A 13,013-nucleotide genomic window follows, 5' to 3' on the forward strand; every position below is an offset into this window, starting at 1 on the left:
CCTGATGAAGATTGGAAGTTCCATGCTGCGCAAGATCACCGCTGTCGCCGCACCCGTAGTGACCGCACTCGCCATTGCGAGCGCGGGGGTCGCACAAGCTGATCCGGCCACCCCGAATGTGGGGTACGAGACCAAACTGGTCGGCAACACCGTCGTCACCACCCTGACCGACGGATCCTTCGAAGTCGCCGGCAGCTCGGTGAATGTCAAGGACATCGCGGGCAACACCGTGGTGAGCCTGCCCCTGTCGTTCGCGCAGGACGGCCTCGAATACGCCCTGCCGCACAATATCTCCGGCGACGCCCGCACCCTCGAGCTGACCGCCGTCAAGGATGTCGCCTCGGCCCGCCCGGTGCCGGTGCAGCCCATCGCCTCCACCGAGGAGAACCAGAAGGCCATGCAGGCCTTCAGCAGCCAGTTCGGCATCGCCACCGCGGTCGGCAGCTTCATCGGCCTCGCCATCGGCGCGGTGGTCGGCCTGATCGGCTTCGCCGGCGGCGCCTTCGGCCTGGCCACCGTGCCGGTCGCGGCGGGCATCGGCGCGATCATCGGCACCCTGGTGGTCGGCGGCCCGACGCTGATCATCGCCGGCGTGGACCTGATCAACACGCTCACCGCCGCGCCGGGCACCACCAAGTGGGCCAACTAGCAGCAGCCGAAATCCGGTAGGGGCGCACGCGTTCCGCGCCCCGCCGGGCTTCAGCTTCAGCGCACCGCGCAACCGTCCGCGACCGGGACACCGGCGAAGCGATCGGACAGATAGTTCAGGGCGCCAACCGATTCCACCACCGCGGCCGGATTGTGGCCCGGGATCGCGGAGTGCACCGCGGTGAGATTCGCGCCCAGGGCGCAGTAGCGCTCCACCAGGGCCGTGTAGCCCGCCACGGGAATGATGTCGTCGCCGACGCTGTGATACATGTACAGCGGGATATCGGGGGCGATCTCACCCAGCTCCTGTTTCTGCGTCGCGGCCTGGAAGGACGGATGCCACAACAGGTTCGGCTCGGCGCCGTATTCGTCCACGTGCCGGTTCAGATGCCGCACCACCAAATCGGCGCCGCACGCCTGCGCCTCCTGCACCAGCAGATCCCGGCCGCGCTGATTCAGCGCGTCGATCAATCCGGATCCGGGATCGTTGCGCGCCAAAGCCACCAGGATCAGGACCGCGAGACCGGCCTGGGTCTCCCCATCGATCTGCCTGGCGATGGCGGCGATATCGGCGGGCACGCCACCGGCCGCCACGCCCGCGAACCACAGCTCCGGCGCATAACCGGCCCGCTGCTCCATGGCCCACAGCGTGGCGAACGCGCCACCCGAATAACCCCACGCCCCGATCGGGCTGGCCTCGGTGATCCCCAGCGGCGGGAACGATTTCGCCGCCCGCACCCCGTCGAGCACCCCGCGTCCGGAATTCACGCCGTCGAAGAACCGCGACTGCGGCCCCTCGTAATCGGACACCACCACCGCCCATCCCCGCCGCAGCAGCTCGGCGAGGAAGGGCACATCCAGCGCGGTGTTGACGATCGACCAATCCCGGCCGCCCCGAAGCGCATACGACGGTGCGCACCGCGTCCCGAGACTGTCCTCGGCCACCTGATACGACAGCAGCGGCCGCCCGCCGGGCCCGAACCACGGCAGCAGCGGCGCGAGCACGGTCGCCATATCCGCGACCGCCGCCCCGGTCGAATCCGTCGACCGGTACTGCACCTGCCACCCCGCCACGGGCAGCGGCAGCCCGAGCACCGAGATAGGCCGCGAGTTCAGCACGTCCCCATTCGCGAAGTCCGCCAATCCCGCCGGCGCCGCATAGAACGGATCATCGTCCGGATACGGAATCTGCGCCCGGGTCTGCGGCACCACCACGGCGGCCGCGATCAGCGCCACGGCCGCGACCAGCCCCATCCGCCACCAGGATCGAATCCGATGTGGCCGGTCTCGCGGCGAACGCCCCGCAAAATCCCGCGCGAATCCCCCGAACCATGCGCCATCCCGCCGCATAACGCCTCCAGCGTCGACTCCCCGACGCTCCAGCACTACGGACTCGCATCTCGCGCCGACCTCGATCTCCGGCGCATCGGACCACCAAACCTACTGCCCGGCATACCGCCAGGTCAACGGCGTGCGCGCGTCATAGCCACGGCATTGCGGGCGAAAACCGCCCGGTCCCAATGAAATATGGAAAACCGGCCACAGAGATCTGAAACACCACCGACCGGGAACTGGTGGCGGGGTGCTCTCGGCCGATGCCGCCACAGTTTCCCGGTGATCAACTGTCCAGCAGCTAGGACGCCGGTTCTTTCGAGATCACCTTGATCAGGTGCCAGGTGTGGGAGGGGGCGTCTGCCGGAGGGTTCAGCCAGGGGCGTTCCTCCACGAGTAGGTGGTAGGTGTAGCCGGGCCGGTAGTCGAAGCCTTCGATGTCGAAGTAGTGGAGTTCCCACGGGGAGTCGGGGGCGCGGCGGACCTGGAGGCAGGACTGGGGAGCCATGCCGGTGCAGGGGACTTCCTCGGGGGCTACATAGATTTCGAACTGCCGGGCGCCTGGGACCATCGGGGTGCTCGACGCGGCCGCCGAGGTCGTGGACGGCTCGGTGGAGCCGTCGGAGGAGCAGGCGCTCACCGGGAGGAGGGCCAGCAGCATGAGGGGAACGGCCAGGCGGAGGCGAGTTCGCATGGCGTGAATATGCCACACGGGTATCCGGGCGCCGGGGGATCAGCGGGCCACGTGGGTGAGTCGGTAGTCGGCGAGGTCCACCTTGCGGGTGAGGCGGCGGTAGCTGCGGGTGGTGCCGGGCCAGTTGTTGGTGATGCGGCCGGACGGGGTGCGGTACCAACTGGTGCAGAAGTTCCAGGGGGTCTTGGCCAGACGCTGCTGGAGGGCGGTGTTGAAGTCGCGTTCCGCGTCGGCGCGGACCTCCATGACCTGTCCGGGGCGTTCGGCCAGGAGCTGGAGGGCGTGGCGGATGTAGTGGGCCTGGGATTCGATCATGTAGATGATGGAGCCGACGCCCAGATTGGTGTTGGGGCCGTAGATCATGAACATATTGGGGAAGCCGGGCACGGTGAGGCCGAGGTAGGCGTGCGCGCCGTCGTCCCAGACGTCGGCGAGGTGCACGCCGGCGCGGCCGCGGATCTTCATGGGCCACAGGAATTCCGTGCCCTTGAAGCCGGTGCCGTAGATGATCACGTCGGCGCGGTGCAGGGCGCCGTCCTCGGTGCGGACGCCCTCGGGGACGATCTCGGTGATGGGCGTGGTCTCGACCGCCACGTTCGGCTGGGTGAGGGCCGGATAGTAATCGTTGGAGAACAAGCCGCGCTTGCAGCCGATGGGGTAGTCCGGGGTCAGTTTGGCGCGCAGTTCCGGATCGGCGACCTGTTCCTCGAGATGCCGCTCGGCAATGCCGGACACCAGCCGGACGATGCCCGGAAACTCCACCAGGCCCAGCGCCACGAATTCGCCGATGGCCCACCAGGAGAAGCGTTCGGCCACGGGCAGACCCGGGACATGCAGCAGCACGCGCTGATGGACGGGCTTGTAGTCGGTGTCGAACTTCGGCAGCACCCAGGCGGCGGTGCGCTGGAACAGCGTCAGGTGGGCGACCTTCGGCTGGATCTCGGGCACGTACTGTATGGCGCTGGCCCCGGTGCCGATGCAGGCCACGCGCTGTCCGGTCAGATCGATGTCGTGCTTCCACCGCGCGGAGTGAAAGGACCGCCCGGCGAAGGTGCCGATACCGGGGATGGCGGGCATGGCCGGCCGGGACAGTTGCCCCACCGCGGAGATGAGGACATCGGCGGTGCGGGCCACCCCGTCGGTGGTGTGCACGGTCCACCGGCCGGTGGTCTCGTCGTACTCCGCCTCGGTGACGTCCGCGCCGAACACGATGTGCTCGCCCAGCCGATGCCGCTCGGCCACCCCGCGCATGTACGCCCAGATGTCCTCGCGCGCCGAATACCGTTGCCGCCACTTGGGTTTGGGCTCCTTCGAGAAGGAGTACAGCGGCGAGGGCACATCGCAGGCGGCGCCCGGATAGGTGTTCTCTCGCCAGACTCCGCCCAGGTCAGCGGCTCGCTCCAGTATGGTGAACTCGCGGAAACCATTGCGCTGCAACTCGATCGCCATGCCGAGCCCACCGAACCCGGCACCGATGATGATGATCGACGGCATGTGGCACCCCTCGCATCGGAGACCTTTCCACTGTAGGAGGCCGGGTCGCGGTTCGTGGGGGTCCTGATCGAGAATTTCGGCCATAATCTGGGAATGAGCACGGTGCAGGAGGCGGGGGTGCGGGACTGGGACTTCCCACGGGGAGTCGCGAGTGTCGTGCTCATGGTGGGGTTCGGGCGCGAGCACGGGGTGCCGGTGCAGCGCATGCTGGCGGGCTCGGGGGTCGGCGAGAAGACCCTCGCCGATCCGGATGCGCAGATCGATGCGCACACCGAGCTGGCGGTGATCCGGAACCTGGTCCGGGAGCTGGGGGAGCGGCCCAATCTGGGGCTGGAGGTGGGGCGGCGGTATCGGATCACCACCTTCGGGATCTTCGGATTCGCCTGCGTGAGCAGCCCGACGCTGGGCGAGGCCATTGCCTTCGCGCTGCGGTATCTGGAATTGAGCTTCACCTTCTGCATTCCGGTGGCGCGCTGGCGGCCCGGCGAGTTCGTGGCGCGGATTCACGACGAGCGCATTCCGGCGGATGTGCGGCGATTCCTGGTGGAGCGGGACGTGACCGCCATGCATCAGATGCTGTGCGATCTGCTCGGGCATCAGGTGGAGCTGGTGCGGGCCGAATTCGACTTCCCGCCGCCGCCGGACCGGCGGCTCTACGACGAGATCTTCGGGCTGCAACCGCAATTCGATCAGCCGCACAATCTGTTCAGCCTCGATCCCGCGATGCTGGAACAGCCGCTGCCGCAGGCCAATGAGCACACCTGGGCCATATGCCTGGCGCAGTGCCGGGAATTGGTGTCACGACGGCGGGCGCGCACCGGTATCGCCGCGGATGTGCGCGAGCGATTGGTGCCGCGCGGCGGGGTGGACGGATTCGCCGCGCCGCCGGGAATCGACCTGGTGGCGCGGGATCTCAATATGAGCACCCGCACGCTGCGCCGGCACCTCGATGCCGCGGGCACCAGCTACCGGCAGCTGCTGGACGAGGTGCGCCGCGCGCTGGCGGAGGAAATGCTCACGGCCACACCGCTTTCGGTGAGCGACGTGGCCATCCGGCTGGGATACGCGGAGGCGTCCACCTTCATTCACGCGTTCAAGCGCTGGACGGGGACCACGCCCTCGGCGTATCGGCGCGGGGCGCTCACTCCGCCGGTTCGCTGAGCCAGCCGCCCATGGCGACGGGTCGGAAGGTGGACAGCAGCCGGCCGTCCTGAATGGAGTGGAAGACCAGCACCGGGTCCGGGGCGAAATCGATGGGGACGTGCCCGGGGCGGGCCGTCTCCCATTCGCCGCCGATGGTCGAGGCGACGCTGGGGGCCACGATGAGCGGCTTGCCGGCGAAGGTGGTGGTCAGGCCGAGATGCACATGGCCGGTGAGCACGGCGAGAATGCGGTCGTCGGCGGCGACGATCTCGGCCAGGCGTTCCGGATTGGTGAGGCGGATGGGGTCCACGACCGTGGAGTGCACCGGCACCGGCGGATGGTGCATGGCGATCAGGACGACATCGTCGGCCGGGGTGTTCGCCAGCAGGGTGGTGAGGAAGTCGTAGGTCTCCTCGGCGAGCTCGCCCGCGGACTGCTGGGGAATGCTGGAATCGAGCAGGGCGAGGGTGACGCCGTCGACGCTGAACGATTGGTTGATCGGTGCGTAGGAAGACGATTCGCCGAACAGCACGGTGCGCATATTGCCGCGATCATCGTGGTTGCCGGGGAGGATGACGACCGGGACATCGGCCTTCAGGGCCACCCGGGCCTGCTGGTATTCCTCGATATCCCCTTCGTCGCCGATATCGCCGGTGACCAGGATGACGTCCGGTCGCTGCGGCAGCTCGGCCAGAAAGGCCATGACACGTTCCGTGCGTTCGAGATTCCGATCGCTCATGTTGAAATGGGTGTCACTGAGCTGTGCCAGCAGAACCATCGGCGTTCGCTTTCTGTGAAGGGCAGCGCCATTGCGCCCGAGCGGGCCGCGGGCGGCCACCCTTTCGAGGCTAGATGACCTGCCGCTATGCGGTCTCGGTGAGACTCGCCACCGAATATAGCGATTTCACATCGAAGCGGCCCGGGAGTGGGGTGGCCCACTCCCGGGGCCCTCAGGGGCTTCGCCCCCGAACCCCCAACCGCGTCAGGCGCGCGGCGCTCACCCCGGGACTCCGTGGGATTCCGGCCCCGAACCCAACCGTGCTGGGCGCGCGGCGCTCACCCTGGGACTCCGTGGGATTCCGGCCCCGAACCCAACCGTGCTGGGCGCGCGGCGCTCACCCCGGGGCCTCTGGGGCCTCGCCCTGCACGCTCACCGGGCCTCCCCGGACCTCGAGACGTTCAGGCGTGGCGGCTGCTCCGGGGGCTTTCGGCGTCGGCCCCGAACCCGCGAATGCAGTCGCTCGAGAGGATTTCGCCGCCCACGTTCCAGAAGTCCGCGCCCGGTTCGGCTTCCAGGTTCAGGGTCGCCGGATCGCGCCAGGGGGCGTCCAGGTGTAGGCGCCAGGAGTGGAGGTGGGTGCGGGGGTGGGTCCCGGATTTGTCGAAGAGGGGGTCGCCGGCGATGGGGTGGCCGATCCAGGCGAGGTGGACGCGAATCTGGTGGCGGCGGCCGGTGATCGGGCGCAGGGCCAGCACGGTGTGGGCGGGGGTGCGGGCGAGGGTGGTGAATTCGGTGATGGACGGATAGTTCTTGCCTGCCAGCAGGTCCTGGTCGTCCACGCGCCAGGTGTCGCCGTCGCGCCGGATGGCCTCGCGCGGGGCGGCGATGCGGACGCGGTTCTTGCGGCCCACGCCGAGGGGCAGGTCGATGACGCCGCGATCGGGCAGCCCGGTGGATTCGGTGACGGCCAGGTACGCCTTCTCGGCCGTGCGCTTGTTGAACTGCCGGGTGAGCTGGCCGTGTGCGGGGAGTTCCTTGGCCAGCAGCACCAGACCGGAGGTCACCTTGTCGATGCGGTGTACCGGGTAGAGGGTCTCACCGGCCGCCGCGGCGAGCTCCACGATGTCGGTGTCGTGGCGCTCGCCGGTGACCGAGATGCCCGCGGGCTTGTTCAGCGCCAGCACCGCCTCGTCCTCGGCGAGCAGGCACTGTTTCCGCAGTTCGGGCCAACGCGTATGCACCCGCCCAGGGTAGAGATCAGGCGATGGCGTGCTCCAACTCGGTCAGGCCCGCCTCCAGCAGATCCGGGAAACGGCCCAGGTCCGGCACCGTTCTGCGGCAGCCGACGAGCCCGAAGTCGAGATTGTCGCCATTGGTGGTGACCGTGATGTTCATGGCCTGCGATTCGAACGGAATCGACAGCGGATAGTTGGCGTCCAGCCGCGCCCCCTGCATGTACACCGGCTTGCGCGGCCCGGGCACATTCGAGATCACCAGGTTGAACGGCATGCGCGGCAGGGCCTCGAATCCGGGCAGCAGCGATACCCCGAGCGGCGTCATGAGCAGCGCCGACAGCGCCATGGCCTCCAACTTCGGCAACTGGGTGAAGACCTGCTTGGTCTCGCGCATGGAGGTGCTGATGGAGCGCAGCCGCGCCAGCGGATCGTCCAGGTGGGTGGCCAGATTCGCCAGGCAGGCGGCGACCAGATTGCCCTCGGCGGTATCGGCCTCGGCAATGCTGCGAATATTCACCGGCACCATGGCGATCAGCGGATCCTCCGGCAGCGCCCGGTGTTCCAGCAGATATGAGCGCAGCGCCGCCGCGCTCATGGCCAGCACCACATCGTTGACGGTCGCCCCGGTGGCGTACCGGATCGTATTGATGCGCTCGATCGGCCAGGACCGCACCGCGATTCGCCGCGCCCCGCCGATGGAGGTGTTGAGCATGGTCTTGGGCGCGGTCATGGGCATGGTGAGCCGGCCGTCCACGGCCCCGCGCAAGGGCGCGGCAATCGATCCGGCGCTGCGCATCATGCGCGGCAGTGCTTTTCGCAGCTGCTGCCAGGAGCTCTGCGGTTCGCCGTCGCGCGGGACCGGCGCGGCGCCCCACGGCACCCGGACGCGGGTGTCGAACGGATCGTCGGTGAAGGTGCGCTGCATGAGCCGCATGGCGGAGACGCCGTCGATGAGCGCGTGGTGCATCTTGATGTAGACCGCGAAGCGCCCGTCGTCGAGGCCCTCGATGAGGCGCGCCTCCCACAGCGGCCGGTGCCGGTCCAGCAGTGTGCCGTGCAGGCGCTCGGTCAGATCCAGCAGATCGGCCATGGCGCCGGGCGCGGGCAGCGCACAGCGCCGCAGGTGGTAGCGCAGATCCACGGATTCGGCACGCGACCAGGACAGGCTGGAGAAGCCGCCGAGCATGCGGCTGGGGTGCCTGCGGAAGCGGGCGCGCACCTCGCCCGCGGCGGTCATCTCCTCGAAGCGGTCGCGCGCGAATTCGGGGCCCGCGTCGGCGGGTGGTTCGAACAGCTGCAGCCCGCCCACGTGCATGGGGTGTTCGCGGGATTCGAAGGCCAGGAAGATCGCGTCGAGCGGATTGAGAAGGTCCATCGGTTTCGCCTAACCGGTGCGGCAGCGCGCGGATCGTCACAGTGAAACGGGGCTGTCCGGAAGAGAACGGTATGGCGACACTGCCCCCGTGTGTTAACGATGAATCAGGTTATCACTGTGCTTGATTCGTCATAACCCGAACTCCGGGCCGCAAACCTCCGGCGTGGCTGCCGCGGGATTGCTCGCGGCGCAGATCCGCCCGCGAGGCGAAGGACATGCTCACGATGGTGCGCCGCCCGTGGCTGAACGGGTGCACGCGGTGCAGGGTGGTATCGGCGCGAATCAGGTAGAGATCACCGGGATGTAGTTCCCAGGAGCGGATCGGATTCCGGATCAGGGTGCGATAGATATCGGAGTGGTCCCAGTCGCGGCGGGTGTGCGCCACGGTCTGCACGAAGCCGCCCTCCTCCAGCGGCGGGCATTCCACCACCAGCGCGAGCATGAAAGAGTATTCGCCCCAATGCCATTCGTTGGGCCGATCATCGTGGTGCAGACGGGTGATGGCGTACCGGCGTTCCCCCGGTCGCGGCAGCACGTCCTCGGCCGCCACGACGGATAGCCTGTGGCGCAAGGATTCACAGTCGTACAGCTGCGGAATGCACTGCCCGTGCGCGTCGACTTCCCGCTGCCCGATATCGATTCCGTGCCGCGCGGGTTCGTTTCCGGGGAGCCTGGCGCCCAATTCCCGATGCCGGTCCACCAGGGTCAGCGCCTCGGCGGCCAGGCTGCGTTTGACCTGGTGCGGCAGCAGGAAGCCGAGCCGGGCCATCCCCGTCTCGGTCAATCGATCCCGGGCGTGGAGCAGGGCCTCCGGGTCGATGCGGTGCAAATGCCGGCGGGCGTTCTCGAGCGTGCTGTGTTGCTGCACCTCCTCGATTGTAATCCGTTGCCGGGCAACGACCTTGGATTTGTATTTAGTCTTGATCACGATCGGGGCCGGGCGCCGTGATCTGGCTGTCGACCACCGTCGACAGGACGCGCCGAGTGCGGGCCTTGCCGCCGCGCTCGCTCGCGGCGGGAGTAGCTTGAGATTCGCTATGGGCGATTACGGACATGAGCTGAGGTTCGGGATCTTCGTTCCGCCCGAGGCGGCGCGGGGCCGGGAGCTGCTGCGGCTGGTGCGCCTGGCCGACGAGCAGGGCCTGGAGGTCCTCGCCGTCCAGGACCACCCGTACCAGCCCGCCTTCCTCGACACCTGGACCCTGCTGTCCTATCTGGCGGGCGTCACCCGCAATCTCACCCTCATGCCCGCGGTGGCGAATCTGCCGTTGCGCCCGCCCGCCGTGCTCTCCCGTGCCGCCGCCGGCCTGGATCTGCTCAGCGGCGGCCGGGTGGAACTCGGCCTGGGTGCGGGCGCGTTCTGGGATGCCATCGACGCCATGGGCGGACAGCGCCGCACGCCGGGGGAGGCGCTGCGGGCGCTGCGCGAGGCGATCGCCGTCATCCGCGCCCTGTGGAACACGGAGGAACGCGCCTATCTGGACGGTGAGGTCTATGCCCTGCGCGGCGCCAAACCGGGCCCGCGCCCGCCCCATCCGATCGGCATCTGGCTCGGCGTCTACGGCCCGCGCGCCCTGGCCGTGACCGGCGAGCTGGCCGACGGCTGGCTCGGTGGATTCGCCTACGCGCCACCGGATTCCCTCGCCGCCCGGATGGCCGCCATCGACGCCGGCGCCCGCGCGGCCGGTCGCGTCCCCGCCCTCATCCGCCGCGCCTATGTGATCGAACCGGCCATGCCCCAGGCCCAGCTCACCGAGATCGCGCTGGCCCACGGCATCAGCGAGTTCCTGCTCCAGGTCGCCCCCGACGACGAATGGGAGACGCAGCGTTTCGCGGCCGAGACCGCACCCGCCGTGCGCGCCGCCGTCGCCGCCGCCCGCGTCGCCTGACCGGCAAGGGGGCTTATCGGTGTCCCAGTAAGGGGCTGTCGAGGATCTTCCGGATGGGCGCGGGCGCGCCGGAATGATGGACCCGCTCGGAGCGCACGATGTGCACCGAACTGTCGCCCTGGGCCGGATCCTCGCAGAGCACGCGAATATCCCGGCCCCCGGCCGCGGCGAGGGTGAGTTTCGCACTGCCGTCCGCCGCGACGGTCGCCCAGGGCCCGCTGACGGTCTTACCGGCCAGCTGGCAGCGGTTACCGGGCTTCTCGCCGGTGACCGACGCGGTGAGCGTGGCCCGGCCGTGGATGACCGCCCGCGGTTCCTGTTGGGCCAGGGCCGCGCCGGTGGCCAGCAGGGCGCCGAGCGTGCCGATCACGACAGCGGTGCCGACCCGGGTGCGCAGCGATCGACTCATGCGTCGATGGTGCCGCGCGGGATATGAGGATTTCGTGATCCCGGGGGGCGAGTCGTCCCGGTGGTGTGCCGAAAAGGGTGTCCTGACTGTTCGGTCGGAGTGTTCTCTGCCAGAATCGAATTGCTGTGAGTACGCTGAGCGCCGTTCATCGTGGGTTCCGGAGCCGATAGTCCAAGCTGCGGACGGATCTCGAGGAGGATGTGGTGACTGCCGTAGCTCCCAAGCCGCAATCGGGATTGGAGCCGACTCGGCCCTATCCACCGCGGCTGGGCCCCAAGGGATCGTTCATCTACAAATGCGTGACGACGACCGACCCCAAGGTCCTCGGCGTCATGTACCTGACCACCGCGATCTCGTTCTTCATGATCGGCGGCCTGATGGCGTTGCTCATGCGCGCCGAGCTGGCCCGGCCGGGCATGCAGTTCCTGTCCACGGAACAGTTCAATCAGCTGTTCACCATGCACGGCACCATCATGCTGCTGTTCTACGCGACGGCCATTGTGTTCGGCTTCGCGAACATCGTGCTGCCGCTGCAGATCGGCGCGCCCGACGTGGCGTTCCCGCGATTGAACGCGTTCAGCTACTGGCTGTACCTGTTCGGCGGCACCATGGCCACCGCGGGTTTCGTCACCCCCGGCGGCGCGGCCGACTTCGGCTGGACCGCCTACAGCCCGCTCACCGATATGGTGCACGCGCCGGGCGTGGGCGCCGACCTGTGGATCCTGGGCCTGGCCGTGTCCGGCCTGGGGACCATCCTCGGCGGCGTCAACATGATCACCACCGTGGTCTGCCTGCGCTGCCCGGGCATGACGCTGTTCCGCATGCCCATTTTCACCTGGAACATCATGGTGACCTCGGTGCTGGTGCTGCTGGCCTTCCCCATCCTGACCGCGGCGCTGTTCGCCATCGCCTACGACCGGCACCTGGGCGGGCACATCTACGATCCGGCCAATGGCGGCACCCTGCTCTACCAGCATTTGTTCTGGTACTTCGGGCATCCCGAGGTGTACATCATCGCGCTGCCGTTCTTCGGCATCGTCTCGGAGATCTACCCGGTCTTCAGCCGCAAGCCGATCTTCGGTTACACCACCCTGGTCTACGCGACGCTCGGCATCGCGGCGCTGTCCATCGCGGTGTGGGCGCACCACATGTACGCCACCGGCGCGGTGCTGCTGCCGTTCTTCTCGTTCATGACCTTCCTCATCGCCGTGCCCACGGGCGTGAAGTTCTTCAACTGGATCGGCACCATGTGGCGCGGCCAGCTGACCTTCGAATCACCCATGCTGTGGTCGGTGGGCTTCCTGGTCACCTTCCTGTTCGGCGGCCTGTCCGGCGTCATCCTGGCCAGCCCGCCGCTGGATTTCCATGTGTCCGACAGCTATTTCGTGGTCGCGCACTTCCACTACGTGCTCTTCGGCACCATCGTGTTCGCCACCTTCGCGGGCATCTACTTCTGGTTCCCCAAGATGACCGGCCGCATGGTCGACGAGCGGCTCGCGAAATGGCATTTCTGGGCCACCTTCGTGGGCTTCCACACCACGTTCCTGGTGCAGCACTGGTTGGGTAACGAGGGCATGCCGCGCCGGTACGCGGACTACCTGGAAATGGACGGATTCACCGTGCTGAACACCATTTCCACCATCGGCGCCTTCATTCTGGGCGCGTCGATGCTGCCGTTCGTGTGGAACGTCTTCAAGTCCTACCGCTACGGCGAAGTGGTGACGGTGGACGATCCGTGGGGCTACGGCAATTCGCTGGAGTGGGCGACCTCCTGCCCGCCGCCGCGGCACAACTTCTACGAACTGCCCCAGATCCGTTCCGAGCGACCGGCATTCGAATTGCATTACCCGCACATGGTCGAGCGCATGCGCGCCGAGGCGCATGTCGGCTGGGGTTCCAAATCCCATCAGGTAGCGGAGCCGGAAACGGTCTCCAGCTAGTATTCGGCTCGCGAGAAACCGGCGACTGTCACCCTGACAGTCGCCGGTTTTCGCATTTTCACTTGGATATCGCTGTGCCCCAGCAGACTTTCAGCAACGGTGCGGTACTGTCCGGCGTATTCCGCAGGTCCGG

General features: G+C 67.9%; 12 protein-coding genes. 4 read left to right on the plus strand and 8 right to left on the minus strand.

From position 1 onward, the window contains the following. Window positions 1–4 precede the first annotated feature (4 nt). Window positions 5–649, plus strand: a complete 645-nt coding sequence (locus ACYQ5L_RS04200) for a DUF8020 domain-containing protein (protein ID WP_459955615.1) — start codon at window positions 5–7, stop codon at window positions 647–649. 56 nt (window positions 650–705) lie between these two features. On the opposite strand, the gene ACYQ5L_RS04205 is transcribed toward ACYQ5L_RS04200, so the two are convergent. The 3 genes from ACYQ5L_RS04205 to ACYQ5L_RS04215 all read right to left on the minus strand — a co-directional run bounded on the left by ACYQ5L_RS04205 (window position 706) and on the right by ACYQ5L_RS04215 (window position 4,168). Continuing rightward, entirely contained in the window at window positions 706–1,902 is a 1,197-nt protein-coding gene (locus ACYQ5L_RS04205; protein WP_459955617.1) for a lipase family protein, read from the minus strand. Between the two features lie 379 nt (window positions 1,903–2,281). Continuing rightward, window positions 2,282–2,674, minus strand: coding sequence for a DUF4377 domain-containing protein (locus ACYQ5L_RS04210; protein ID WP_459955618.1), 393 nt, complete (start codon window positions 2,672–2,674; stop codon window positions 2,282–2,284). Between the two features lie 39 nt (window positions 2,675–2,713). Next, the gene (locus ACYQ5L_RS04215) at window positions 2,714–4,168 is read right to left on the minus strand and encodes a flavin-containing monooxygenase (RefSeq protein WP_459955620.1); all 1,455 of its coding nucleotides are present in this window, start codon (window positions 4,166–4,168) and stop codon (window positions 2,714–2,716) included. A 93-nt stretch (window positions 4,169–4,261) separates the two neighbouring features. Here ACYQ5L_RS04215 and ACYQ5L_RS04220 point away from each other — a divergent pair, with 93 nt between their 5' ends. Further along, window positions 4,262–5,329, plus strand: a complete 1,068-nt coding sequence (locus tag ACYQ5L_RS04220; RefSeq protein WP_459955622.1) for an AraC family transcriptional regulator — start codon at window positions 4,262–4,264, stop codon at window positions 5,327–5,329. Here ACYQ5L_RS04220 and ACYQ5L_RS04225 read toward each other — a convergent pair. From ACYQ5L_RS04225 to ACYQ5L_RS04240, 4 genes are all read right to left on the minus strand, one after another. Continuing rightward, on the minus strand, window positions 5,310–6,089 hold the full coding sequence (locus tag ACYQ5L_RS04225) for a metallophosphoesterase (protein WP_459955623.1): 780 nt from the start codon (window positions 6,087–6,089) through the stop codon (window positions 5,310–5,312). The two genes, ACYQ5L_RS04220 and ACYQ5L_RS04225, sit on opposite strands and share 20 nt — an antisense overlap. Window positions 6,090–6,490: 401 nt before the next feature. Next, window positions 6,491–7,273 (minus strand): RluA family pseudouridine synthase, encoded by a 783-nt coding sequence (locus tag ACYQ5L_RS04230; RefSeq protein ID WP_459955624.1) that lies wholly within the window; start codon window positions 7,271–7,273, stop codon window positions 6,491–6,493. A gap of 16 nt (window positions 7,274–7,289) precedes the next feature. Beyond that, complete coding sequence (locus tag ACYQ5L_RS04235; protein ID WP_459955625.1) at window positions 7,290–8,642, minus strand: WS/DGAT/MGAT family O-acyltransferase; 1,353 nt, start codon at window positions 8,640–8,642, stop codon at window positions 7,290–7,292. A gap of 112 nt (window positions 8,643–8,754) precedes the next feature. Then, window positions 8,755–9,510, minus strand: coding sequence for a HalD/BesD family halogenase (locus ACYQ5L_RS04240; protein WP_459955627.1), 756 nt, complete (start codon window positions 9,508–9,510; stop codon window positions 8,755–8,757). 169 nt (window positions 9,511–9,679) lie between these two features. Between ACYQ5L_RS04240 and ACYQ5L_RS04245 the strand changes: the two genes are divergently transcribed. Next, complete coding sequence (locus ACYQ5L_RS04245; protein ID WP_459955629.1) at window positions 9,680–10,531, plus strand: LLM class flavin-dependent oxidoreductase; 852 nt, start codon at window positions 9,680–9,682, stop codon at window positions 10,529–10,531. A 13-nt stretch (window positions 10,532–10,544) separates the two neighbouring features. Here ACYQ5L_RS04245 and ACYQ5L_RS04250 read toward each other — a convergent pair whose 3' ends face one another. Further along, a complete protein-coding gene (locus ACYQ5L_RS04250) occupies window positions 10,545–10,940 on the minus strand; it encodes a hypothetical protein (protein ID WP_459955630.1) in 396 nt (131 codons plus the stop codon). A gap of 203 nt (window positions 10,941–11,143) precedes the next feature. On the opposite strand from ACYQ5L_RS04250, the gene ctaD reads away from it, so the two are divergent. Further along, complete coding sequence (gene ctaD, locus ACYQ5L_RS04255) at window positions 11,144–12,880, plus strand: aa3-type cytochrome oxidase subunit I (RefSeq protein ID WP_459955631.1); 1,737 nt, start codon at window positions 11,144–11,146, stop codon at window positions 12,878–12,880. Window positions 12,881–13,013 lie beyond the last annotated feature (133 nt).

The sequence above is a fragment of the Nocardia sp. IFM 10818 genome, from assembly GCF_054655275.1.

Bases quoted from the DNA above. Each gene is read 5' to 3' on its own strand.
- ACYQ5L_RS04200 (WP_459955615.1), top strand. From the start codon at position 5: ATGAAGATTGGAAGTTCCATGCTGCGCAAGATCACCGCTGTCGCCGCA.
- ACYQ5L_RS04205 (WP_459955617.1), bottom strand. From the start codon at position 1,902: ATGGGGCTGGTCGCGGCCGTGGCGCTGATCGCGGCCGCCGTGGTGGTG.
- ACYQ5L_RS04210 (WP_459955618.1), bottom strand. From the start codon at position 2,674: ATGCGAACTCGCCTCCGCCTGGCCGTTCCCCTCATGCTGCTGGCCCTC.
- ACYQ5L_RS04215 (WP_459955620.1), bottom strand. From the start codon at position 4,168: ATGCCGTCGATCATCATCATCGGTGCCGGGTTCGGTGGGCTCGGCATG.
- ACYQ5L_RS04220 (WP_459955622.1), top strand. From the start codon at position 4,262: ATGAGCACGGTGCAGGAGGCGGGGGTGCGGGACTGGGACTTCCCACGG.
- ACYQ5L_RS04225 (WP_459955623.1), bottom strand. From the start codon at position 6,089: ATGGTTCTGCTGGCACAGCTCAGTGACACCCATTTCAACATGAGCGAT.
- ACYQ5L_RS04235 (WP_459955625.1), bottom strand. From the start codon at position 8,642: ATGGACCTTCTCAATCCGCTCGACGCGATCTTCCTGGCCTTCGAATCC.
- ACYQ5L_RS04245 (WP_459955629.1), top strand. From the start codon at position 9,680: ATGGGCGATTACGGACATGAGCTGAGGTTCGGGATCTTCGTTCCGCCC.
- ACYQ5L_RS04250 (WP_459955630.1), bottom strand. From the start codon at position 10,940: ATGAGTCGATCGCTGCGCACCCGGGTCGGCACCGCTGTCGTGATCGGC.